Here is a 22844-nt window from a genome sequence, read left to right on the forward strand (position 1 = left end):
TGAAATCCCAAAAAATGCACACTTTTTCCGGTATACCCTTCAAAACCCTTGCACTAATTTCTGTGTTTATCAGCCTCTAACCTTTGATATATCAAGGTTTTAGGTTTATTCAGCAAACCCTAACTAAAAAAATAACTATTTGTTGATTTATTCAGTGATCAATTATCAGTTTTCAGTTGTCAGTTTTCAGTTTCAAGCTTTGATTCACGAAGAATAAATGAGGGGTTAGTTATTCCCAAAGCCCTGCTTAACTACCTTCGATATTCATCCCCACAGTCACCAATTAACTGATATAAATCCCGTGACTGCTGCGAAACTGCATCAATTTTTTTCACATCCTCAGCATCCAAACTAAACCCAAACACCCGCGCATTATCGGCAATATGTTCTGCAATTCCTAACCTAGCACCAACAATTACACCGCCTACTGCGGGCTGATTTAAAATGTAATTCACAGCCACATTAGCAATACTCACTTGATGTTTATCGGCAATTTGTTTCAGGGTGGAAAGCAATTCTTGAAATAATCTCCAACCACCGCAAGCATCAATCATATTTTTGTATTTCTTCAAGCTGGTTGTATTCAAATCAAAACCCCGTGGTTCTGGTTGATTTAAATATTTTTCTGATAACAAACCACCGCACACACTACCATAGGTAAACAATTTTATATCATGTTCTTGACAGAATTTAGCCATATTTACCTGTGGTCTTCTGTCAACCAAAGAATACTGCACCTGGTTAGAAAAAATCTTAATTCCAGCTTCCGTGATAATTTGCAAATGTTCCGTATCAAAATTAGTCAAAGCTAAATGCTTAATTTTGCCCTCTGTTTGCAATTCTGCCATATATTTGAGAGCATCTAAATAGTTAGAGTCTCGATATTCCCACCAGTGAAACTGCATCAAATCTAATGATTTAACATCCATTCTACGCAGAGAAATATTAATATTTTCCTCTACTATTTGTTTCGTCATCTTTCCCGGACGCGGAACCCATTTTGTAAAAGCTTGAATATTATTAACCGCTTCTTCTCCACGAGTTGCTATTAACTGACGACGAAATTCACCAATAAAATCTTCTGCTGGTCCATAATGATCTGCTAAGTCCCAAGTCGTAAACCCAGCATCCACATATTGAAACATTGACTCAATAGCAGCTTTCTGGTTAATGCGTCCATGTCCTCCAGAAACTTGCCACATTCCATTTAAAATTCGGCAAATCTTTAAATCAGGGGTAAATTGTAAATAACTTGCTTCAGGTAACATGATATTTTTGATCTTATTGTTTGTGTTATTGTTGATCTGATTATTTCCAGTTGTTTTCTGCTTGTTCCAAAACATAAGCCGCGACATTTTTCATTTCTTCCGTTGTCAACTTTTCTTTATAGGCTGACATATTACTTTTACCATTAGTGATGATATTTGTAATCGCCTCTAAAGAATCCATACCATATCTTTTCAAAGCATTCTTTTTTAAGTTCTTGCCTCTTCTAATAATATTACCACCATTGATATGACATCCAACACAATGAACGCTAAAAACTTCCGCCCCATTTTGGGTATCTAAAGCGTTAGCTGGTAAGGGAAAATTGATTATCCACAAACAGAAAGTCAACAAAATCAAAGTTATGAGTTTTTTCATGGTTATAATGATTCAAAATCAGATGTAAACCCTGGAAAATTAGCGCACTTTTCTTGAAATTCCTCCGCATCACTGACATCTTCAATTTTATAAGCCATGATGCGAGTACCATCGGGCAGTTTTTTAGAAGATATCACTTCACCTCGATAATTTTGTGCCATTGTTTTAAACTCAGCACCATGAATTTTCCAAGCATCTCCCGAACAAGTGATATTTACACGCCACATAGTTAATTATTTATTTCTCATCATCAGGATATAGATCCCCGACTTCTCAAAGAAGTCGGAGATCTGATTATTTATCATCTCATAATTGGTGACTTTGCACAAATCTAACTTTTGATTTGCTGTTTTCTATCTCCAGGAGGTGTGTAGACAAAAAAATCATGAGTCATAATGACTATGTAGCATTATGATTATTATCAGGATTAACAATGACTAACAACATTAAAGAAAAAATCCAAGCAGATTTACAAGAAGCCAAAGCCACGGGACAATTAAGAACAGAAAACATTAGAGAAATTGTTAAAACCGCAGTTTCTCAAGTTTCTGCTGAAGTCAAAGAAGGTTCTAGTGAGTTACGCACTTTAGTTAAAGATGCTGTTTCTACAGTAATTGAAAATCTCCAAGATAAAGGTAGCGAAATCAAAGAAGAAGTCACAGCTTCTATTGAAGGTGCTTTAGAAGGGGTGAATAGCAAAAGACATGAAGCTATTGTCAAAACCCAAACCGAACTCAAACAAATTCAAGCGAAATTAGATCAAGAAGAAGAACAACTGCAACAAGAAGTTGAGGGAATGTTAGCAGAAATTCAGGATACAAGTCAAGAAAAATCGGATAGTATTAAAAATGCGATCGCCTCAGCAATTCATACTATCCAAAATAGTGAAGAAGTCGCTTTATTAAAGAAACGCTACGCCCAATTACAAGCACAATTAGCCATTATTCGTGCTAATTTAGCCGCACGTTATGGCGGACGTTCTGTAGAAGTCAAAGAATATTTAGACGATGCCAAAACCTGGTATAATCAAGCTCGTCCCCAAGCGGAAAATGTGGCTACACAAGTAGGAGAAAAACACTCTCAGTTAGAAAACAAACTCGGTGAAGCAGGTGCATCCATAGCGAAAAAAGAACGTCAATTAAAACAAAATTTGAGAGAGTTATTATTAGCAGCGGCTGATTTATTCAAAGATAAAGACTCTCATCAACCAGAAGCTAATGTCAAATAAAGTTGGTTCGTAGTAAGCGATTCATCGCTTTCTCAAGGGCTAAAGCCCTTACTACGAACTTTTATTTTCAACTGGTAAAACTTGAATTAATTGATAATTTTTAATACTACCAACAACACGATAATTCTTAACTAAATCATCAGAATTAGGCGGATAAATCCAAGCATAACTCAAAGCTGGTAATTGAGAAATTGACTGTACTTTTTGACCATGAATAGGAGTATAAAAATTAATCAAAACAGAATATTTATCATCGGATTTGACAAAAGCTACCGGATAATTTTGGAGAATTGACGCAATATATTCTTGCTGAAAAAACATTCTAAATTCAGGGTTTAAGTCTCCTAATAAACCTAAACTCCCAGCCGTAGCGATAGATAACCAACTGGCAATTAACCAACCACCCATCCAGTAACGATAAGTGAGAAATTTCTGATAAAAATGATAGCGTCCAATCCAAACACAAGGTACAATTAAACAACCTAAACCAGAAATTAACGCCAGAATTGCATACTTTTGAATATCAAGAATCCCTGCAACCAAAGCCACTACACCAGCTAAAATAAAGATAATACCTAAAACACCAAATACATAACTAATATTGCGGGTAAGAGATGCTTGAACTTTACTAAAGTTACTAACTTTACTCGATTTTCTTTGTTGGTAAATTTTTCCTAACCAGTCTAAACCCACAGCGGCAAACATAGCAATAAAAGGATAAAGACAAAGACTATAATGAGAAAATCGAGTCAAAAATAAACTGATTTCTAAAAATAAAACAACAGGAAAACCTACTAATAATAATTGGTAGCGAGGGATAGGTTTACGAATTACTAAAGCTAAACCTAAAAGGCTAAAAAAGAACCAAGGAAAAGATTTTAAAGGAATATTCCAGAAATAGAAAAATATATTATTTCCATGTTGTTCACGACTACCCAGTCGCACGACAAAATCCCACAACTGGCCAAAACTATCACCACCATAACGCTGCCAGCTAAACCATAACCAAACTAAAGTAGGAATAAACCCAATTAAAAATCCTACATATAACATCGGGTTGGTAAGATGACGATGACGGCGATTTTCTCCAATTAAATAAGGTAATAAAGCCACCATCGGCAAAAAAATCATAAAGCTTCTTATCAAGAAACCTAAACCAAAACATAAACCAACAATCAAACCATAAATCCATCTATATTTTGGATATAATTCAGAATTTAATAAACATAAAATACCTAAACACACTAATAGAATTGTAGGTACATCAGGTGCAGCTAAACGACAATATTGTAGCCAGAGAAATTCTACACTCAAAATAGCCGTCGATAGGTAAGCTAACTTTTTACCCAGTAATATTTTAGCTATTTCATATATAACTAATGTGCAACAAATTCCCGCAATCATAGCAGGTATTCTGGCAGTGGTATCACTGACATCAAATAACTGATAAAAAACAGCAATTAACCAATAAAAACCAGGGGTTTTATGATGGGCATTTTCCCAAGGTGCTATCCAGTTACCAGAATCAAACATCAAACGCGCTCTTGTTGCATAAAGAGCTTCGTCATGTGCCATGAGGCTAGTTTCACCAGAAGTAAATAGCAATAAAGGTAGTAACCAAATTAACAAAAGAGCATAGTGTGATTTTGTCAATAAACGAATTTGTAGCCAGACATCTTTCAATAAAGGTGATTTATAGAACATTTAATTAATGAGAATCATCAGTTGATCTGTAGATTGTGTAACAGTTTTGTTTTAAAATTATAGGACTTAGGCAAAATTGGACTAAAAACCTGATTATTGCGTAGGGGTAATTCATGAATTACCCCTACTTGCGTTCTGTTCTGCGTAAGTCATGAATTAGTTTGGTTAGTATACACAATTCAAAATCAGAATACTCACCAAATTGACACAAATCAGGCAATTTTTTCTTACCCAAACTTACCCGACAAATTCTCAAACAAATTCTCAAACAAATCGTATGCTGTTGCGACCAGATCAACGTCTCAAGTTAGATGACACCGATGATAAATTGTTTTACGACTACCCGCGCTTTGTCACCCACGTTGATGAAGGCTTTATTCAACAATTAACAGATTTATATCGTCAGCGACTGCAACCGAACACGCGCATTTTTGATATGATGAGCAGTTGGGTGTCTCATCTACCAGAAGAAATAGAATTTGCTCATGTGGAGGGACATGGACTCAACGCCGAGGAACTAGCACGCAATCCTCGACTGAACCATTATTTCGTGCAAAATCTCAACTCACAACCTCAGCTACCCTTGCCAGATCAGGATTTTGATGCTGTTGTCAACTGTGTTTCTGTCCAGTATATTCAATATCCAGAAGCTGTATTTTCCGAGATTCACCGTATTCTTAAACCTGGTGGTGTGGCTATTATCAGCTTTTCTAACCGGATGTTTTATCAAAAGGCGATTCAAATCTGGCGGGATGCCTCAGAAGCGTCTAGAGTTGAGCTAGTTAAGCGTTACTTTGCTTCAGTACCAGGGTTTTCCACTCCCGAAGTGATCATCAATAAATCAACTGCGCCGAATTTTTTACAATGGTTGGGTTTACCAGGAGGAGATCCCTTCTATACTGTGATAGCTTATCGTGTGGAATCATCAAGTTAGGAAAAAATTGGTTATCTGGACTACCAATCATGATCAAATAGTAAATTTTTTGGTGCAAATACTCAAGTAAAGCAGATAATTGCCTCAAGCTTCAAGCATTGAAGGAGAAAAAACATGATCTTATCTCGTAGTCGTAGAATTTTAGCCAGTTTACTACTGTGTGTTTTATTGCTGACTACCGCTTGTGCGGAAAAAGTACCTAATCGTTTTGATCAAGCACAACAGGAAAGCACAAAACAAAAAAGTGGTCAGGCTGTTGTTAAAAATGCCACTCAGGGTAGTAAATTAAATGCTTTCTTTCCTGAAAGTGATGATGATTACGACCGAGTTTATACCCAAGAGAAAAAAGGCTTTTCAGAAGCGAATTTGAAAAAAGACGGTAAAGTTGTTGCTCAATTAGCTATTTCTGATACTACCAGCACGCCTACAGTAGCATCAAAATATGCCAATAGCACCAAGAAAATTGAAGGTTATCCTGCTGTAGAAACGGGTAAAACCCAAACTTCGGTTTTGGTGGGTAAGTATCAAGTCAAAGTGATTTCTAAAGATCCATTATTTAACGCTAGTGACAGGGAAGATTGGATTGAAAAATTTGATCTTGATGGTTTAGCTAAGTTGAAATGACCTCTAAATTTCGGATAACAACATATCAATCAGGAGATTTTTGTGAGTAAACCAATTTTTGAGTTAGTTGATGAACTACCAACCAGCGGTTTAACTGTTTCTATGTTAAATGCTTTGGATTTTATTGCTCCCGGTGAATGGCAAAATACTGTGGGTTTTGTCAATACTATTAAAACTGTGACTGGTGAAGATGATGAGGATCTAATTCAGCAAATTGGTGAACGGGCAATTTATCTTTTTAATGATAAATCCCAAGGTTATCAAACTGCTTTATGGCTTTATCAAACTGTTGATGGTACTGATAAGGCTTTAGGTGCAGCCGCTTTGGCTAATAAAGTTGGTGAAACCATTCCCTTATTTGGTTTTTTAAACTCTATCACTCCCAAACCAGATAAAGCTCAAACTATTGATTTAACTTTAAAAATAGTCGCTGAATTAGTCGCTTTTTGCCAAATTAATGGTATTCCCGGTGATAGTATTGGCGATTTTGTTGGTGCTTTAGGTGAATATAGTGGTGAGTCAATGATTCGCATGGCAGCTTTGGTTGCTGTTGATGGTATTATTCCTCTAGGTCCTGATTTTATCCAAAAATCATTAACTTTCCTCAGTAACATGAAACCCCAAGAGTTGGATCAAAACTCTACTTTTAGAACCATGAAAGATGCAATTCCTGGCAATGGTACTGGTGGTAAACTAGACTTTATTGGTCAAAGTGTTGATTCTGTTAAGGGTTGGATGAATGGTATAGTTAGTGCTAATGCTTTAACTGCTCAGAAAGTTCTTGGCAATTTACAAGGTTTTCTTGAATTTAGTGATGACAAATTAGACTATGTAGCCGCTTTTCTAGATATGTCCACTAATTACTATGAACATACAGGAACTCAAACTTTAGCACGACGTTTGATTGAACGCGCAGTTGCAGAAATTTAGCTAATTTTTGAACCTAAATACAACTTGTAGTAGTGCCGAAAATCAATAAATGCAGCACTACTACAAACAGGTTTTCTATTAGTTTCTACTAATTACTTGTGGCTGGTAGATTGTATAACCACAAAAAAAAACAAATTTTCAGCGGAATAACGAAGAGATGGTAACTGATTTCTACACAGTTGCAGTGAACATTACTGTCACCTGTCACCTGTTACCTGTCACCTACTATCTTACTTGAAGCGAGAACGCTGTTGACGACGTTGCTTGTGTCTAGCTATTGCTTTACGTTTCTCTTTTTCTAAAGGTGTTTCAAAATGGCGATTCTTCCGCATATCTTGGAAAATTCCGGCTTTGGAAACTTCACGTTTAAATCTCCGCAAAGCTGATTCAATACCTTCATTTTCCCCTAAAACTACTTGTGTCATTCCTAGTCCTCCTTTTTTGGTTTAACACATACAAACTAGAGTATAAAAATATCTCAGCAGAGTCAAACCCTGGGCTTTATCTGCTGGAGACTCTAGATTTAAAAGATTTAAAATTTCTTCAGAACAGGATTAATAACGGCGATCGCCTCCACGACCTCCACCAGAACGGCCACCGCCACCCCAGCTTCCACTTCCACGAGAAGAACCTCTTTCCTCACGGGGTTTAGCCTTGTTCACTTTTAAATCTCTCCCCATCCACTCAGCACCATCAAGTGCTTCAATAGCTGCTTTTTCTTCAGCTTCAGACGACATTTCCACGAAGGCAAAACCACGTGGACGGCCTGTTTCCCTATCAGTGGGTAGCTGCACATTGCTAACTGTACCGTACTCAGCAAAAGCCAGTTTCAAATCTTCTGCTGTCACCTGATAGGACAAATTTCCAACGTAAATTGACATAGATGGTCTCCCAAACCAGAGAGTGTAGAGAGTTAGATTCGGAGAGACGCATTTAAAACAAATTAAAACGACTTACTCAACCGAAAATAATCTTTATATCCGCGAGTATAGCACAGCCTTTGAATATGAACTCCTAAGAAGTAACATTTCCTCAGCTACCCATAGACTAGATCCAACTGAACATCTGACTAGGTGCTGATAGAAGGCTGAAAGCTAAAAAATCATTAAGGATTTTAGGAATTATCACTCTCATTTAGCATGAATTATGATTATAGCATAACTCACGTCTACATGGAAAATAATTTATCTTTTGTGTACGGGCTTCATTTAGCCGCAAACTCAGTTAATGTTAGTTCTGCTTTCTGACACAATATTTCGTGATCTTGAGAACTACTAGCCAACAAACCGCCCCATTGGTTGATGTCACCGGTGTTATACTCTAATGGTCTGCCGTCAAAGTGGGTAAATTTACCACCAGCTTCTGTTAAAATTAATTCTGGTGCTGCCAGATCCCAATCTTTAGGGGCTGACTTTCCAGACAGGGAAATATAAACATCTGCTTGTTGTTCGACAATAGCAGCCACTTTACAACCTACACTACCAATGGCTTTTTGTTTTTGGCAGGGTAGATTTTTCAGTAAAAATTCTAACTTATCATGACGATGGGAACGACTGACAACCAAGATTAAATCTTCAAGTGGTTTAGCAGCAGCCACTTTCAAAGGATGAGAACCATTAACAGTTTCGACAAAAGTACCACCACCTTTAGTAGCATAATATATCTTTTCCGCTTCCGGTATTGCTACCACTGCTAAAATTGGCCTTGTGTTTTGCACTAAAGCAATATGTATTGCATATTCCCCAGTTTTATTAATAAAATCTCTTGTACCATCCAAAGGATCAATAATCCAAACTAACTCCCCAGGATATTTACCTTGTTGAGATTTATAGGTTTCTTCGCTAATATAACCAAAATCTTCATCAACAAATGCTGCCTGTAGGTGAGATAGGATATACTCACTGACAGCCTTATCAGCAATGGTTATGGGTTCATTTTGCTTATATTCTATTTCTAGGTTGTTAGCGGTTGCTTGATAATAGGATCGCAGTAACTTAGCAGCACCCCAACCCACCTCACGAGTAATTTTGAGTATTTCTGGTAAGTTTGTCATTTGTTAGTTGAAACATGAAAAGCTTGAAGTGATAAATTCACCAAACATAACATAACATGAGTTCGACTAAGTAGGTAGGCGTTGAAATTTATCCTTATGGCAAGGCAAAAGGCAATAGGCAAAAGGGAAGAGACTTTCAGCGATTTTATATTTTGTTGGGTAGGGGTTTAGCAGTGCTAAACCCTTAAATAAGTTGTTTTAAAATTAGAAATTACCCTTTAAACTTCCTCTCCAAAAAAGCAATTATTTCTCGCCATGCAGATGTCGCCGCTTCCGCATCATAACGATAACCGTCATCTCGCATAAAAGTATGTTCCGCTGCATAACAGAAAAATTGATGAGGTATTTTTGCAGTTTCTAAACCCTTAATAATAGTCTGTCTATCCTGTTCAGGAATATGGGGATCTTGAGTACCAAAAATTAACAACATTTCCCCCTTAATTTCTGAAAATCTGTGAATAGTATCCGCCATACCTTTACCTAATTTACCGATGGGAATACCTGTAGGATAACAGGAAACACAAGCTTTTATTTCATCTTCAAAAGCAGCCCGAAAAGCCAAATGTCCACCAATACAAAAACCCAAAGTGCCGATTTTTTCAGCAATAATTGAATTGTCATTTTTGAGAAAATCAATTACAGCGCGAGTATCTGCATCATATTCAGAAATTAAAGTTCTGCGTGCATCATCATTACCGCGCATTCTCCCCAGATCATCAGGTTCAATGATAGAACCTATAGGTTCAATACGGTGAAAAATTTCCGGTGCAGCGACAACATAACCAAACCCAGCTAAATAATTAACTAAGCGAATTATTGCCCCACCTAATTGATAAATATCACTGTAAAAAACAATTCCTGGATATTTACCCTCTGGTTTAGGAGATGCGACATAAACCCGCATTAAACTATCATCTACTTTTAATTCGATATTGCGTTTAACAATTTGCATTTTTTGATTTTTTGCTAATGTGTTAATTTGTAATTCTTTAGGTTTTATAATAATCAGTAAATTTTCCCAAATACTCGATTTTTTCAAGAAGTTGAATTTCCTAGTTTGACACGCATTTTGTATATTTTTGTATCTTTAACTAAGACTATGTGCTATCATATACAATAAAAAAGGATGTGTCGTAAGATTCAAAACCTCCAAAGAAGAACTTTTAGAATTTCCTGAAGATGTAATTGACGAAATTGGGTATATTCTCTATCGAGTGCAAACTAATCAAACTCATACCAAAATAAAACCCTTAAAAGGTTTTAATGGAGTATTTGAAATTCGCAGCAATCATCAAACCGACACGCCAACTACTATGATACAATTAGATAAAACCATAAAATAGAGGTCAAAGTCATCATGGAACAAATTAACTTAGAAATAGACAGACTCACATTGGAAAGAGCCAAAACCCTAGCAATGCTTAACCAATCTAGTGTATCAGAATTGCTCACAAAAGTAATTGCTAGATTAGCAGAAATTCAAGAACAAAAAGACCCATTAATGGGATTATATGACGATATTCCAGAAGTTGTTGATGAAATAGTAGCTGAAGCTATGGAAAAAAGAGGACATAATATTAAAGACTAATAAAATAGAAAAATCATTACTTAATAATAATTTAAAATTTAGGCTATTCATTAATATTAGATAATTGGCGTTTATAAGAAAAAAACTTATCATCACTTCTTCCTCTCTCTGCGCCTCTGCGTGACATCAAAAAAATCTGTAACATCCCACCGAAAAAACAAATCACAGGTAAGATGACACCAAAACAGCAAACCATTACACTAGACATTGGTGTAAATACTACCGGAGTTGAAAATGACATTAGCCAGCACTCCCAAACCAAAACCCTTAACAGACACAGAATTACACAAAATTAACGCATATTGGCGTGCAGCCAACTATCTCTCAGTCGGACAAATATACCTCCTCGACAACCCCCTACTGAAAGAACCCCTTAAACAAGACCACGTAAAACCGCGACTATTAGGACATTGGGGAACTACCCCTGGACTGAACTTTATTTATGTCCACCTCAACCGCATCATTAAAAAATACGACCTCAACACCATCTACATCGCAGGACCCGGACATGGTGGACCCGGACTGGTAGCTAACACCTACTTAGAAGGAACATATAGCGAATATTACCCCAACATCTCCCAAGATGCAGAGGGAATGCAAAAACTGTTCAAACAGTTCTCCTTCCCTGGTGGTATTCCTAGTCACGTTGCCCCGGAAACCCCCGGTTCTATTCACGAAGGGGGAGAACTCGGTTATGCTTTAGTACACGCTTTTGGTGCTGCTTTTGACAACCCAGACCTGTTAGTTGCGGCGGTTGTGGGTGATGGGGAAGCCGAAACCGGACCTTTAGCTACAAGCTGGCATTCTAACAAATTCCTCAACCCTGCTACTGATGGTGCGGTTTTACCGATTTTACATTTGAACGGTTATAAAATTGCTAATCCCACCGTATTAGCACGGATACCCCATGATGAACTAGAAAGCCTATTTATCGGCTACGGCTATAAACCTTACTTTGTCGAAGGTGCTGATCCGGCGGATGTTCATCAACAAATGGCAGCAACTTTAGATACTATTGTTACGGAAATTCAAGGTATCCAAAGAGAAGCGCGGGTACATGGTTTCAAAAAACGCCCGCAATGGCCAATGATCATTTTAAGAACTCCCAAAGGTTGGACTGGACCCAAGGAAGTAGACGGGAAGAAAACAGAAGACTATTGGCGATCGCACCAAGTCCCCTTTAGTGATATAGCTGGTAAACCAGAACATTTGAAACTTTTAGAAGACTGGATGAAGAGTTACAAACCCGAAGAACTCTTTGACGAAACCGGTCAACTCATTCCCGAACTTGCAGAACTCGCACCCACAGGCCAGCGACGCATGGGAGACAACCCCCACGCTAACGGTGGTATCTTGCTGCGTGATTTAATCATACCAGAATTTTGCAACTATGCAGTAGAAGTCCCCAAACCCGGAACAGTCAACGCAGAAGCAACCAAAGTTACTGGAAAATTCCTGCGGGATGTGATGAAAGAAAACCTGGAAAGCAAGAACTTCCGAGTTTTTGGACCCGATGAAACCGCATCTAACCGCATCGATCCTGTACTAGAAGTTACTAACAGAACTTGGGTGGCGGAAACTTTGCCCGAAGATGATCATTTATCAGCAAATGGTCGGGTAATGGAAATGCTGAGTGAAACCAACTGTCAAGGATGGTTAGAAGGATATTTGCTAACAGGAAGACATGGTTTCTTCTCCTGTTATGAAGCATTTATTCATATCATTGACTCGATGTTTAACCAACACGCCAAATGGTTAAAAACAACTCGTCATATTTCTTGGAGAAGACCGATCGCCTCTTTAAATTATCTTCTCACTTCCCATGTTTGGCGACAAGATCATAACGGTTTCTCTCACCAAGATCCTGGGTTTTTGGATCATGTAATTAACAAAAAAGCCGACGTTATTCGTGTTTATCTGCCACCCGATGCTAACACTTTGTTATCTGTCACCGACCATTGTTTAAGAAGTCGCAACTATGTAAATGTGATAGTAGCTGGAAAACAACCGGCACTGCAATATTTAGACATGGATGCAGCCATTAAACACTGTACCAAAGGTTTAGGAATTTGGGAATGGGCAAGTAATGATCAAGATGGTGAACCCGATGTAGTTATGGCTTGTGCGGGGGATATTCCCACTTTAGAAACCCTAGCTGCGGTGGATATTTTACGGCAAAATTTCCCAGAATTAAAAGTGCGGGTAGTGAACATTGTAGACTTGATGACACTACAACCAAAAAGTGAACATCCCCACGGTTTAAGCAGCAAAGATTTTGATATCATCTTTACCACAGATAAACCAATTATCTTTGCATTTCATGGCTATCCTTGGTTAATTCATCGTCTCACCTATCGCCATACAAACCACAATAATATTCATGTTCGTGGTTACAAAGAAGAAGGAACAACAACCACACCTTTTGATATGGTGGTAATGAATGATTTAGATCGTTTCCATTTAGTAATGGATGTAATAGATCGTGTACCAAAATTGGGTTATAAAGCCGCTTATGTGAAACAAAATTTACAAGATAAATTGATTGAACATAAGCAATACATCGAGAAACACGGTGAAGATATGCCAGAAATTAGAGACTGGAAATGGCCTTATTAAACCGTAACGACTAAATAACCTCAGATCCCGGACTTATTTAAGAAGTCCGGGATCTTATTTTGATCAAATTTATGAATTATTTGTTATAATACTATTAAATAACCTTTGAGGTTAATTAATATGACACAGGAATTAACAGACTTGAGAAATAGTATTTTAGCTGGAACATATGAAGATGCTTTAGCAATTGTAGATGAATTAGAGGGGATGAGTAAACAAGCAATTTTCAGGAATATTCAATCATTTTTGAGAGTTTTGTTAATTCATTTGATCAAAAATCAAATCGAACAAAGATTAACAAATTCTTGGGCAGCATCTATTGAAAATGCGATTTTAGAAATTAAGAAATTGAACATGAAAGAGAATAAAAAATCTTATTATATCAATAATGATGAATGGGGTGAAATATTAACAGATGCTTTAGAGTCTGCTATTCGTCCAGCTACTTTAGAAGTAATGAATGGTAAATTTAACAGAAAACAACTTTCACAACTTCTCAATAAAGAACAATTAATATTAACAGCAACAGAATTACTTGAATTTACCTATAATTATCAAATCCGAGAATTACCTGATATAATAGATGAATATTTAGGTAAATTACCCAGTGGGGAAAATTGGCAGTTAGGGAAAAGCTAAGAGGTGAAAAAAGATGACACAGGAATTAATAGACTTGAGAAATAGTATTTTAGCCGGACGTTATGAAGATGCTTTGGCTATTGTTGATGAGTTAGAGGGGATGAGTAAACAAGCAATTTTCAGGAATATTCAATCATTTTTGAGAGTTTTGTTAATTCATTTGATTAAAAATCAAATAGAACAAAGATTAACAAACTCTTGGGTTGCATCTATTCGTAACTCTTTAGTAGAAATCAAAAAAATCAATCTCAAAGAAAATAAAAAATCCTATTACATCAATAAAGATGAATGGGATACCTGGTTGCAGGAAGAAATAGAATTAGCAATAGGTGATGCAAGTTTAGAAGTAATGAATGGGAAATTTAACAGAAAACAACTTTCACAACTTCTCAATAAAGAACAATTAATATTAACAGCAACAGAATTACTCACATTTATCTATAATTATCAAATCCGAGAATTACCTGATATAATAGATGAATATTTAGGTAAATTACCCAGTGGGGAAAATTGGCAGTTAGGGAAAAGCTAAGAGGTGATAAAAAATGACACAAGAATTAATAGACTTGAGAAATAGTATTTTAGCCGGACGTTATGAAGATGCTTTGGCTATTGTTGATGAGTTAGAGGGGATGAGTAAACAAGCAATTTTAAGGAATATTCAATCATTTTTAAGGGTTTTGTTAATACATTTGATTAAAAATCAAATAGAAAAAAGGTTAACAAACTCTTGGGTTGTGTCTATTCGTAACGCTTTAGTAGAAATTAAAAAAATCAATCTTAAAGAAAACAAAAAATCCTATTACATCAATAAAGATGAATGGGATAATTATTTAGAAGAAGAAATAGAATTAGCAATAGGTGATGCAAGCGTAGAAGTTTTGAATGGTATCTATACAGAATTTCAACTAGCAGAAATGGTTGATAAAAATAGCATAATTTCCACTGCTTTAAATTTTCTAGAATTGACCTATGTACATTCTGTAAAAGACTTACCAAAAGCTATCACAGAAATCATTATTAAATTACCTGGTAGTGAAAAATGGCAATAAATATGTATTATAGTATTATATTATATATAATATCTGCGTTTATCTGCGTCCATCTGCGTTTAAAAACAGACTTTAAAATATCCCCTGTGGTAATAACCGTACAAAATAATTACCTAAATATCAACAATAACGATAGGAATAGGTGTCTTTATAAGGTAGGATGAAACTTAACACAAAGTAAAAATACCTTACTAGAGAATTATCATGACAGTCGCTGCAACTTTTGATTTAGATAGCTTAAATCAGAAATTTGAAACCGCTACCCCTACAGAAATTCTAGCTTGGTCTGTGGAAAACATACCCACAGGTTTAGTACAAACCAGCGCGTTTAACGTTGATGACATCATCCTCACCCACATTTTATATACTGTACTCAAGCATCCAGTACCCGTTATCTTCCTAGATACTCTGTATCACTTCAAAGAAACTTTAGAATTAGTTGCTAAAGTAAAAGACCTATATAACCTAGATTTAAAAACCTACAAAGCACCTGATGTAGACACCCGTGAAGCTTTTGCGGCTAAGTACGGTGAAGCATTATGGGATACAGATATTATCAAATTCCACGACGTTACTAAAATTGAACCTTTAACACGCGGTTTAAACGAACTAAACACCGTAGCTTGGATTACAGGTCGCCGTCGTGACCAAGCTGCTACCCGTGCGAATATGCCTATTTTTGAATTAGACAACCAAGGACGTTTAAAAATTAATCCTTTAGCTGCTTGGACTCGCAAACAAAGCTGGGATTATGTTGCAGAACACAAAGTGATTTATAACCCACTTCATGATCAAGGATATCCTAGCATTGGTGATGAACCTATTACTACTAAAGTACGTGAAGGTGAAGATGAACGCGCTGGACGTTGGAGAGGAACTGGTAAAACTGAGTGTGGTATTCACATTTAGTTTTTAGTTTTTAGTTATTGGTCATTGGTCATTGGTCATTGGTCATTGGTAATGTGTTAAAAAATGGCTAATTACTAATGACTAATATTAATATTTTGTATTTGTCTGAATCAGGATGTCCAGGACACCCTTCGGGAAGTCAAAAGTCAAAAGTCAAAAGTTAGAATTTTTTTGTCTGAATCAGGATGTCCAGGACACCCTTCGGGAAGTCAAAAGTCAAAAGTCAAAAGTTAGAATTTTTTTGTCTGAATCAGGATGTCCAGGACACCCTTCGGGAAGTCAAAAGTCAAAAGTCAAAAGTTAGAATTTTTTTGTCTGAATCAGGATGTCCAGGATTTTAGGATTTATGGCTAACGCCACGCTTCGCTATCAGGATGTTTTTTGATGATGGGTTTTTAATGGTTATCAACCATCTAAAAATTACCATCCTGTTAATCCTTTAATTCTGGTTATTCTGATTCTGACAATAGAACTGGTGCGTTACGTCGTGTATTTAATTGATTTGTATATTTTCTGATATTTTCGCACTTCCACCGCACTCTACAAACTACAAAATCAACCTCCAACGAAACAAACATTCAAGCCAAATATACAAAATTCTCCAAACACCGACAAATACACAAAAAGGACAACCCATAAGATACCGATAATTTTGATTAACCAGGCTCTCCTAGACTAGATATGACCATTTAACACTTAATACTTGGTTAAATTCATTATGTATCAATAGATTCAATAAAATCAAAATCAATTTTTATTAAATCTATTATTTTTGATTGATGTAATCGTTATACACTAATGGTTTTAACCGTTGTTTTTTATTAAATTACCATAGCCACTCTAGGAGAGCCATTAACCACCATATTACTTGCTCAATTTCTATCTTCCTGATACTGTCAACTTCAGAAAATAAACCCACCCATTCCTTAATAATTTGCGGACGGTTTTTAGGTTCTAATTCCAATCCTTTAACAATTGCTTGATTTAACTTATCACTAATCCTAGAATTTAATTCCTTCGGTTCTATTAAAGTCCGATTATCTAGCTTCCTTGCTAAACAAGGTGTGGCAGTATCTCCAGTCAATAAATAAAACAAAGAAGCAGCTAAAGTATAAACATCAAGAGTTGGTGCTTTCTCTGTATCTAACATTTGTTCCCAAGGTGCAAAAGCTAAATTAGCAGATCGGTTAATACTCTCACTGTCCACATTTCCTACTAAACCAAAATCTATCAAAACTACAGTATTGCTATTTTCTTTTAAAATCATATTTCCAGGATGTGCATCCCGGTGAATAATGCCATTTTCATGACAAATAGATAAAGCATCAGCAATTTGTTTAATATAATCAATAGCAGTAGATTCTGATAAAACACCTTTATCTTGCACCAAATGATATAAATTTTCACCCTTAACAAAATCCATCACCAGACATGGTAAACCATCCTCCTCAAAAAAGTCTATAATTCTGACAATATTGGGATGTTGAAGTTGGGTAATCTCTGCTAATCTTCTTCCTTCCTTGCGGAAACCTTCCACATATTTAGGATAATTAGCATCTCTACACAAACGACTATTAGGAGTTTTAATAACAACTGGTAACTTCAACTCTTGATGTTTAGCTTTATAGGTAACACCAAAACCCCCAGAACCTATTTCTTCTTCTATTACATATTGGGGACGTTGTTGTAAAGGCTTTCCAGGTTGTAACATAAAAAGATGTATGCTTAAATATGCCCGTAATTGTAACATAACCCAAGCATCAAAAATAATCGAACGCAGATAAACGCAGATAAACGCAGATAAAAACTAAAACCTACTCCCTCCGTGTCCTCTGTGCCTCTGTGGTTCGTTATTATAAGACCTATGGAAAATATCTCTTAAATTCTCTTTCCTTCGTGTCCTTTGCGTTCTTTGCGGTTCGTTAAAAAAAATCCCACTCAGCAACATGATTAAAATCCTACACCTTTCAGATATCCATATAGGAAGCGGTTTCTCCCACGGCCGCATCAACCCCGCCACAGGCTTAAATACACGATTAGAAGATTTTGTCAATACCCTATCTTTGTGTATTGATCGCGCTTTATCAGAACCAGTAGATATGGTGATTTTTGGTGGTGATGCTTTTCCCGATGCCACACCCGCACCCTACGTACAAGAAGCCTTTGCTAGTCAGTTCCGCCGCCTTGTAGATGCCAATATACCGACAGTTTTGTTAGTTGGTAATCATGACTTACATTCCCAAGGTGTGGGCGGCGCAAGTCTAAATATTTACCGTACTCTTGGCGTTCCTGGTTTTGTAGTTGGTGATACTTTAACTACTCATCATATCCCCACCCGTAACGGTAAAGTACAAGTAATTACACTCCCTTGGTTGACTCGTTCCATGTTGATGACTCGCAAGGAAACAGCGGGTTTATCTATGGCTGAAGTCAATCAACTTTTAACAGAACGCTTAGAAGTGGTTTTAGAAGGAGAAGTGAGAAAACTTGATCCTGATGTACCTACCGTACTTTTAGCCCATTTAATGGCTGATAATGCTATGTTAGGTGCTGAACGTTTGTTAGCTGTGGGTAAGGGCTTTACTTTACCTTTATCTTTGTTAACACGTCCTTGTTTTGATTATGTGGCTTTGGGTCATGTTCACTGCCATCAAAATCTGAATAAATCTAATGATCCACCTGTGATTTATCCTGGGAGTATAGAAAGGGTAGATTTTAGTGAGGAGAAGGAAGATAAAGGTTATGTAATGGTGGAGTTGGAAAAAGGTAATGTAGAGTGGGAATTTTGCTCTTTACCTGTGCGTACATTTCGCACTATTGAGGTAGATTTATCTAAAAGTGATGATCCGCAGGAAGTTTTGTTGAAGGCGATCGCTAAATATGAACTCGAAGAAACTGTAGTGAGGTTAATCTATAAATTGCGTTCTGAACAGTTAGATTTAATTGAAAATTCCGCAATTCATAAAGCTTTAAGTACAGCGCACATCTATACAATTCAACCAGAATTAGTTAGTCAATTAGCTAAACCGCGTATTCCTGAATTAAGTGCCAGCAGCAGTATAGATCCGATGGAAGCTTTAAGAACTTATTTAAATAATCGGGAAGATTTAAAAAATATTGCTGCATCTATGTTAGAAGCAGCAGAAAATCTATTAGTGGAAGAAATTTATTGAACACAAACTGCTATTTCTCTGCAAAAATTCAACTAAAAACCTTCCCCTCTATTCAATCTTTCTTCATGTTTGGTAATTACCCACAGTGCATGAATACTACCGGGAAGCCAACCTAGCAAGGTTAACAAAATGTTAATGATCAAAGTTATACCTACACCTTCTGTCAGAAATACTCCCACAGGAGGTAAGAATAAACCAAGCAGCAAACGAGTTAATTTCATGGGATGATTCCTACTTTTTCAAAACTACTTACTTGCTTTCATTTAAGATTCAGTCGTGATTTGACTATTATTGCCTTGTAACTCCAGATTTCTTTCTGCAAAGTATTTATTGATGAAGGTATTAGCCAAAGATAGAACTACTGGAGCGAGAAGAAAAGCGATAATTCCCTGCACTCTAAAACCAGGAACTAAAACTGATGCTAACCAAAAACAAATTCCGTTGACTATTAAAGAAAATCCACCGAAAGTTACATAAGTCAATGGTAAAGATAGGGTGGAAATAATTGGTTTAATTGAACCATTAATCGCACCAATTACTAACCCAGCAATTAAAGCTGCGGGAAAATTGGCAATTCTAACACCAGGAAAGATGATATCGACAATTAACAAGCTTAATGCTGTAGCGAGTGCGGTTAAAAATGTCGCCCACATTATTTTTACCTCTGTAACTGCTACCTTTATTTTTAAAGAATTTTGCAGTTTTCACATCTGTTGCTAGATAGGATTGAGGTATATCGGAAGGAGGATTTTTCACTTATAGGAAACTGGAGTCTTTTCCAGTCAGCGGTTTTCACTCCTGACTCCTGACTCCTGACTCCTTGCTTATTGTTTGACTGCTTTCATTGATAAACTAATGCGTTTTAATTTTTCGTTCACTTCTAATACTCTGACTTTTACTACTTGTCCAACTTTAACTATTTTCTTGGGATCATCTACAAATCTATCTGCAAGTTGGGATATGTGAACTAAACCATCTTGATGTACTCCGATATCAACAAATGCACCAAAGTTAGCAACGTTGGTGACTATTCCTTCTAGTTCCATTCCCTCTTTTAAATCGCTAATTTCTTTTATTCCTTCTTTGAATGTTGCATACTTAAATTCTGCACGGGGATCTCTTCCTGGTTTTTCTAGTTCGTTGAGAATGTCACGCAGGGTTGGTTCTCCAATGGTGTCAGTTACGTATTTTTTGAGGTTGGTTTTTTTCAGATTTTCAGCTATTTGTGTTACCTGTTTTAATGGTACTTGTAAATCTTTAGCGATCGCCTCTACTACAGGATAACTTTCTGGGTGAACTGCGGTGTTATCTAGGGGGTTTTCTCCATCTCTAATTCTTAAAAAACCTGCTGCTTGTTCATAAGCTTTTGGTCCTAGTTTCGCTACTTTTAACAGTTGTTTGCGATTTTTGAATGCGCCGTTTTGGTTGCGATAAGCAATAATATTGTTAGCAACTGTGGGGGTAATTCCTGAAACAAAGGTTAGCAATTCTTTGGATGCAGTGTTTAAATCTACTCCCACATAATTCACACAACTTTCTACTGTTTCATCGAGTTTCTTTTTCAGCAATTTTTGATCAACGTCGTGTTGATATTGTCCCACACCAATTGATTTGGGGTCAATTTTTACTAATTCTGCTAGGGGATCTTGTAATCTTCTCCCGATACTAATTGCACCTCTGACGGTAACATCTAAATCAGGAAATTCTGCAAGTGCAACTTTGCTGGCTGAATATATGGAAGCACCAGATTCATTGACTATGACTTTAACAGGTTTGCATTCACAAGTTGTTAATACTTCTGTTACAAATTCATCGGTTTCACGGGATGCTGTTCCGTTACCAATGGCGATTAATTCAATGTTGTATTTTTGAATTAATTTCTTTAGTGTTTGTGCTGCTTTTTGTCGTTGTTCTGCTGCTTGATGAGGAAATACAGCTTGATATTCTAAGAATTTACCTGTTTGATCTAAAACTGCAACTTTGCAACCTGTTCTAAAACCTGGATCTATCGCTAATGTGGGTTTCATTCCCGCAGGTGCAGATAATAATAATTCCCGCAAATTAGCTTCAAATGTTTTGATTGATTCTATATCAGAATAAGTTTTTTTCTCAGAAATTACTTCACTGATAAGAGAAGTTTTCATCAAGCGGTTAAAGGCATCTTTTAACATGGCTTGATAAAAGTCTCTGATATTTCTGACCTTGGTTTTAATTTCTTGGGATTCTAAATAGGAAAGTACAAAATCTTCATCAAAATCCATGTCAAAATTTAAGATTTTTTCTGTTTCTCCTCTACACAAAGCCAGCATATTATGAGGGGCGATATTTTTGATTTTGATTTGATAATTGCGGTACATTTCAAATTTGGTTGTACCTTCTGGATGTTCTTCTTTAATACGGGAAACAAACACCCCTTCATCTAAGAAATAATCCCGCAGATAGGCGCGTAATTCTGCTTTTTCTGCTACTTCTTCAGCTAAAATATCTGATGCGCCTTTTAATGCTTCCTCTGCATTTTTTACGCCTTTTTCTTCAGAAATATATTTTGCTGCTTCTATTTCTAAGTCAGCACCTACGCCATTTTTCACATTTAATGATTTAATAAATGCTGCTAAAGGTTCTAGTTCTTTCTCTCTAGCGATAGTTGCACGGGTGCGGCGTTTTGGTTTGTATGGTAAGTATAAATCCTCAAGTTCTGTTTTTTGTAAACAGGAGGTTATTTTCTGTTGTAGTTCTTCTGTGAGTTTACCTTGTTCTGATATAGCATTTAAAATTACTTGCTTTCTTTCTTCTAATTCTGTTAAGTACGTATGCCTATCAGATAAATCCCGCAATTGCACTTCATTCATTTCTCCAGTGCGTTCTTTGCGATACCGTGCAATAAAGGGAATTGTCGCACCTTCAGCGAAAAGTTCCAGTGCGTTCTGCACCTGATGGGGTTTAAGTTCTAGTTCTGTTGCTAGTAATTGCGGAATGTTCAACATTCGATTTTTTTGTTAAAAATGCTACTTCAAGATTTAATATGCTTGCTCAATATGCCAGTACAAGCCTGTAAATTTCATAATATACCCAATTATATACCCAGTTATATAATTTAAACTGTTTCCTATCCTCAGTTTAAGCTTTGTTCAAGAAAAATATTGTAAAATTCTTGTAAAGGAAACATACGTAAGTCTATAATCAATTCTTATTCCTCCTATAGGTTGAATCTATGGATTTCAACCATGAGGCTGTTAGTTCAGGATTGGGTAAAATGCCTTTGTTTTTTCTGATTCCATTATTTACTGGGTTAATTACTGGTTACTTTTGGAACAAACATAATGATGAAGTTGCTTATATTTCAGGTGTATTGACGGCTGTAACGCTGATTCTGAGCCTGATTGTTGCACCTTGGCAAATTCAGTTAAGTTTGTTAGTTTTTGTACTGTTATTTTCTAACAAGTTGTTGAAGAAATATTATTAAACGGTTTGTGTTAAAACAGTAGCAATGCGACTCTACACACTCCAAGAGTGTACATGGCGTTGCTACGTGGTTTCATCCATTTGAAATGCGTTGGTTATATTTCGTTCTAAAATCATGATCTAGTTACCAATCACCAATCACCAATCACCTATTACCAATCCAATACTGTTCGGTTAAGAGTTTTTGTAGCGACTGTCTTGATTGTCAAGCGATCGTAAAGGAAAAATTTAAAGTCTAGGAAAAAAGTCAGAAAATAGAGGATAAAAACAAAGCAAAACAAAACAGGT

At 36.4% G+C, this 22844-nt stretch carries 25 protein-coding genes; 12 read left to right on the forward strand and 13 right to left on the reverse strand.

Annotated features, from left to right (window positions below):
- Positions 1-251 precede the first annotated feature (251 nt).
- From FFR48_RS12255 to FFR48_RS12265, 3 genes are read right to left on the reverse strand one after another with little or no spacing between them, the layout of a single operon-like run.
- Positions 252-1271 (reverse strand): aldo/keto reductase, encoded by a 1020-nt coding sequence (locus FFR48_RS12255; RefSeq protein ID WP_137667568.1) that lies wholly within the window; start codon positions 1269-1271, stop codon positions 252-254.
- 37 nt (positions 1272-1308) lie between these two features.
- Positions 1309-1644, reverse strand: coding sequence for a cytochrome c6 PetJ (petJ, locus tag FFR48_RS12260; protein WP_137667552.1), 336 nt, complete (start codon positions 1642-1644; stop codon positions 1309-1311).
- A gap of 2 nt (positions 1645-1646) precedes the next feature.
- Positions 1647-1871 carry a hypothetical protein gene (locus FFR48_RS12265; protein ID WP_096565963.1) on the reverse strand — a complete coding sequence of 75 codons (225 nt, stop codon included), beginning with the start codon at positions 1869-1871 and terminating at the stop codon, positions 1647-1649.
- A gap of 206 nt (positions 1872-2077) precedes the next feature.
- On the opposite strand from FFR48_RS12265, the gene FFR48_RS12270 reads away from it, so the two are divergent.
- Complete coding sequence (locus FFR48_RS12270) at positions 2078-2872, forward strand: histidine kinase (RefSeq protein WP_137667553.1); 795 nt, start codon at positions 2078-2080, stop codon at positions 2870-2872.
- Between the two features lie 51 nt (positions 2873-2923).
- Here the strand turns inward: FFR48_RS12270 and FFR48_RS12275 are convergent, their stop codons facing one another.
- Positions 2924-4576, reverse strand: coding sequence for an ArnT family glycosyltransferase (locus FFR48_RS12275; protein WP_137667554.1), 1653 nt, complete (start codon positions 4574-4576; stop codon positions 2924-2926).
- Positions 4577-4853: 277 nt separating this feature from the next.
- Here FFR48_RS12275 and FFR48_RS12280 point away from each other — a divergent pair, with 277 nt between their 5' ends.
- The 3 genes from FFR48_RS12280 (at position 4854) to FFR48_RS12290 (ending at position 7064) form a co-directional block, all read left to right on the forward strand.
- Positions 4854-5510 (forward strand): class I SAM-dependent methyltransferase, encoded by a 657-nt coding sequence (locus tag FFR48_RS12280; RefSeq protein ID WP_137667555.1) that lies wholly within the window; start codon positions 4854-4856, stop codon positions 5508-5510.
- A gap of 114 nt (positions 5511-5624) precedes the next feature.
- Positions 5625-6134: a hypothetical protein gene (locus FFR48_RS12285; protein ID WP_137667556.1), complete on the forward strand. Its 510-nt coding sequence runs from the start codon at positions 5625-5627 to the stop codon at positions 6132-6134.
- 42 nt (positions 6135-6176) lie between these two features.
- Complete coding sequence (locus tag FFR48_RS12290; RefSeq protein WP_096565971.1) at positions 6177-7064, forward strand: hypothetical protein; 888 nt, start codon at positions 6177-6179, stop codon at positions 7062-7064.
- Between the two features lie 230 nt (positions 7065-7294).
- Here FFR48_RS12290 and rpsU read toward each other — a convergent pair whose 3' ends face one another.
- From rpsU to FFR48_RS12310, 4 genes are all read right to left on the reverse strand, one after another.
- The gene (gene rpsU, locus FFR48_RS12295) at positions 7295-7489 is read right to left on the reverse strand and encodes a 30S ribosomal protein S21 (RefSeq protein WP_013192888.1); all 195 of its coding nucleotides are present in this window, start codon (positions 7487-7489) and stop codon (positions 7295-7297) included.
- 129 nt (positions 7490-7618) lie between these two features.
- Entirely contained in the window at positions 7619-7945 is a 327-nt protein-coding gene (gene rbp / locus FFR48_RS12300; RefSeq protein WP_137667557.1) for an RNA-binding regulator, read from the reverse strand.
- A 323-nt stretch (positions 7946-8268) separates the two neighbouring features.
- The gene (locus FFR48_RS12305) at positions 8269-9117 is read right to left on the reverse strand and encodes a 3'(2'),5'-bisphosphate nucleotidase CysQ family protein (RefSeq protein WP_137667558.1); all 849 of its coding nucleotides are present in this window, start codon (positions 9115-9117) and stop codon (positions 8269-8271) included.
- A gap of 211 nt (positions 9118-9328) precedes the next feature.
- Positions 9329-10069, reverse strand: a complete 741-nt coding sequence (locus FFR48_RS12310) for a dienelactone hydrolase family protein (protein WP_137667569.1) — start codon at positions 10067-10069, stop codon at positions 9329-9331.
- Positions 10070-10474: 405 nt separating this feature from the next.
- Between FFR48_RS12310 and FFR48_RS12315 the strand changes: the two genes are divergently transcribed.
- Positions 10475-10705 carry a hypothetical protein gene (locus FFR48_RS12315; protein ID WP_137667559.1) on the forward strand — a complete coding sequence of 77 codons (231 nt, stop codon included), beginning with the start codon at positions 10475-10477 and terminating at the stop codon, positions 10703-10705.
- A gap of 43 nt (positions 10706-10748) precedes the next feature.
- On the opposite strand, the gene FFR48_RS12320 is transcribed toward FFR48_RS12315, so the two are convergent.
- Entirely contained in the window at positions 10749-10946 is a 198-nt protein-coding gene (locus FFR48_RS12320; RefSeq protein ID WP_137667560.1) for a hypothetical protein, read from the reverse strand.
- On the opposite strand from FFR48_RS12320, the gene FFR48_RS12325 reads away from it, so the two are divergent.
- The 5 genes from FFR48_RS12325 to cysH all read left to right on the forward strand — a co-directional run bounded on the left by FFR48_RS12325 (position 10940) and on the right by cysH (position 15921).
- Positions 10940-13321 (forward strand): phosphoketolase family protein, encoded by a 2382-nt coding sequence (locus FFR48_RS12325; protein ID WP_137667561.1) that lies wholly within the window; start codon positions 10940-10942, stop codon positions 13319-13321. The two genes, FFR48_RS12320 and FFR48_RS12325, sit on opposite strands and share 7 nt — an antisense overlap.
- A gap of 120 nt (positions 13322-13441) precedes the next feature.
- The gene (locus FFR48_RS12330; RefSeq protein WP_137667562.1) at positions 13442-13960 is read left to right on the forward strand and encodes a DUF29 family protein; all 519 of its coding nucleotides are present in this window, start codon (positions 13442-13444) and stop codon (positions 13958-13960) included.
- A gap of 13 nt (positions 13961-13973) precedes the next feature.
- Entirely contained in the window at positions 13974-14492 is a 519-nt protein-coding gene (locus FFR48_RS12335) for a DUF29 family protein (RefSeq protein WP_137667563.1), read from the forward strand.
- Positions 14493-14505: 13 nt separating this feature from the next.
- The gene (locus tag FFR48_RS12340; RefSeq protein ID WP_137667564.1) at positions 14506-15012 is read left to right on the forward strand and encodes a DUF29 family protein; all 507 of its coding nucleotides are present in this window, start codon (positions 14506-14508) and stop codon (positions 15010-15012) included.
- A gap of 204 nt (positions 15013-15216) precedes the next feature.
- Positions 15217-15921: a phosphoadenosine phosphosulfate reductase gene (gene cysH / locus FFR48_RS12345; protein WP_137667565.1), complete on the forward strand. Its 705-nt coding sequence runs from the start codon at positions 15217-15219 to the stop codon at positions 15919-15921.
- An 826-nt stretch (positions 15922-16747) separates the two neighbouring features.
- Here cysH and FFR48_RS12350 read toward each other — a convergent pair.
- Entirely contained in the window at positions 16748-17671 is a 924-nt protein-coding gene (locus FFR48_RS12350) for a serine/threonine protein kinase (RefSeq protein ID WP_137667566.1), read from the reverse strand.
- Positions 17672-17867: 196 nt separating this feature from the next.
- On the opposite strand from FFR48_RS12350, the gene sbcD reads away from it, so the two are divergent.
- The gene (gene sbcD / locus FFR48_RS12355; protein WP_096566005.1) at positions 17868-19094 is read left to right on the forward strand and encodes an exonuclease subunit SbcD; all 1227 of its coding nucleotides are present in this window, start codon (positions 17868-17870) and stop codon (positions 19092-19094) included.
- Positions 19095-19126: 32 nt separating this feature from the next.
- On the opposite strand, the gene FFR48_RS12360 is transcribed toward sbcD, so the two are convergent.
- From FFR48_RS12360 to FFR48_RS12370, 3 genes are all read right to left on the reverse strand, one after another.
- The gene (locus tag FFR48_RS12360) at positions 19127-19315 is read right to left on the reverse strand and encodes a YqaE/Pmp3 family membrane protein (protein WP_096566007.1); all 189 of its coding nucleotides are present in this window, start codon (positions 19313-19315) and stop codon (positions 19127-19129) included.
- 42 nt (positions 19316-19357) lie between these two features.
- The gene (locus FFR48_RS12365) at positions 19358-19747 is read right to left on the reverse strand and encodes a phage holin family protein (protein ID WP_096566009.1); all 390 of its coding nucleotides are present in this window, start codon (positions 19745-19747) and stop codon (positions 19358-19360) included.
- A gap of 171 nt (positions 19748-19918) precedes the next feature.
- On the reverse strand, positions 19919-22078 hold the full coding sequence (locus FFR48_RS12370; protein ID WP_137667567.1) for a Tex family protein: 2160 nt from the start codon (positions 22076-22078) through the stop codon (positions 19919-19921).
- A 269-nt stretch (positions 22079-22347) separates the two neighbouring features.
- Between FFR48_RS12370 and FFR48_RS12375 the strand changes: the two genes are divergently transcribed.
- Entirely contained in the window at positions 22348-22557 is a 210-nt protein-coding gene (locus FFR48_RS12375) for a hypothetical protein (protein ID WP_096572584.1), read from the forward strand.
- Positions 22558-22844 lie beyond the last annotated feature (287 nt).

The organism is Sphaerospermopsis reniformis (assembly GCF_005402885.1).
In the GTDB taxonomy this organism is placed as follows: domain Bacteria; phylum Cyanobacteriota; class Cyanobacteriia; order Cyanobacteriales; family Nostocaceae; genus Sphaerospermopsis; species Sphaerospermopsis kisseleviana.

Coding starts and splice junctions, on each gene's coding strand:
- petJ (WP_137667552.1), bottom strand. CDS start 1,644: ATGAAAAAACTCATAACTTTGATTTTGTTGACTTTCTGTTTGTGGATA.
- FFR48_RS12265 (WP_096565963.1), bottom strand. CDS start 1,871: ATGTGGCGTGTAAATATCACTTGTTCGGGAGATGCTTGGAAAATTCAT.
- FFR48_RS12270 (WP_137667553.1), top strand. CDS start 2,078: ATGACTAACAACATTAAAGAAAAAATCCAAGCAGATTTACAAGAAGCC.
- FFR48_RS12275 (WP_137667554.1), bottom strand. CDS start 4,576: ATGTTCTATAAATCACCTTTATTGAAAGATGTCTGGCTACAAATTCGT.
- FFR48_RS12280 (WP_137667555.1), top strand. CDS start 4,854: ATGCTGTTGCGACCAGATCAACGTCTCAAGTTAGATGACACCGATGAT.
- FFR48_RS12285 (WP_137667556.1), top strand. CDS start 5,625: ATGATCTTATCTCGTAGTCGTAGAATTTTAGCCAGTTTACTACTGTGT.
- rpsU (WP_013192888.1), bottom strand. CDS start 7,489: ATGACACAAGTAGTTTTAGGGGAAAATGAAGGTATTGAATCAGCTTTG.
- rbp (WP_137667557.1), bottom strand. CDS start 7,945: ATGTCAATTTACGTTGGAAATTTGTCCTATCAGGTGACAGCAGAAGAT.
- FFR48_RS12305 (WP_137667558.1), bottom strand. CDS start 9,117: ATGACAAACTTACCAGAAATACTCAAAATTACTCGTGAGGTGGGTTGG.
- FFR48_RS12310 (WP_137667569.1), bottom strand. CDS start 10,069: ATGCAAATTGTTAAACGCAATATCGAATTAAAAGTAGATGATAGTTTA.
- FFR48_RS12315 (WP_137667559.1), top strand. CDS start 10,475: ATGGAACAAATTAACTTAGAAATAGACAGACTCACATTGGAAAGAGCC.
- FFR48_RS12325 (WP_137667561.1), top strand. CDS start 10,940: ATGACATTAGCCAGCACTCCCAAACCAAAACCCTTAACAGACACAGAA.
- FFR48_RS12320 (WP_137667560.1), bottom strand. CDS start 10,946: ATGTCATTTTCAACTCCGGTAGTATTTACACCAATGTCTAGTGTAATG.
- FFR48_RS12330 (WP_137667562.1), top strand. CDS start 13,442: ATGACACAGGAATTAACAGACTTGAGAAATAGTATTTTAGCTGGAACA.
- FFR48_RS12335 (WP_137667563.1), top strand. CDS start 13,974: ATGACACAGGAATTAATAGACTTGAGAAATAGTATTTTAGCCGGACGT.
- FFR48_RS12340 (WP_137667564.1), top strand. CDS start 14,506: ATGACACAAGAATTAATAGACTTGAGAAATAGTATTTTAGCCGGACGT.
- cysH (WP_137667565.1), top strand. CDS start 15,217: ATGACAGTCGCTGCAACTTTTGATTTAGATAGCTTAAATCAGAAATTT.
- FFR48_RS12350 (WP_137667566.1), bottom strand. CDS start 17,671: ATGTTACAATTACGGGCATATTTAAGCATACATCTTTTTATGTTACAA.
- sbcD (WP_096566005.1), top strand. CDS start 17,868: ATGATTAAAATCCTACACCTTTCAGATATCCATATAGGAAGCGGTTTC.
- FFR48_RS12360 (WP_096566007.1), bottom strand. CDS start 19,315: ATGAAATTAACTCGTTTGCTGCTTGGTTTATTCTTACCTCCTGTGGGA.
- FFR48_RS12365 (WP_096566009.1), bottom strand. CDS start 19,747: ATGTGGGCGACATTTTTAACCGCACTCGCTACAGCATTAAGCTTGTTA.
- FFR48_RS12370 (WP_137667567.1), bottom strand. CDS start 22,078: ATGTTGAACATTCCGCAATTACTAGCAACAGAACTAGAACTTAAACCC.
- FFR48_RS12375 (WP_096572584.1), top strand. CDS start 22,348: ATGCCTTTGTTTTTTCTGATTCCATTATTTACTGGGTTAATTACTGGT.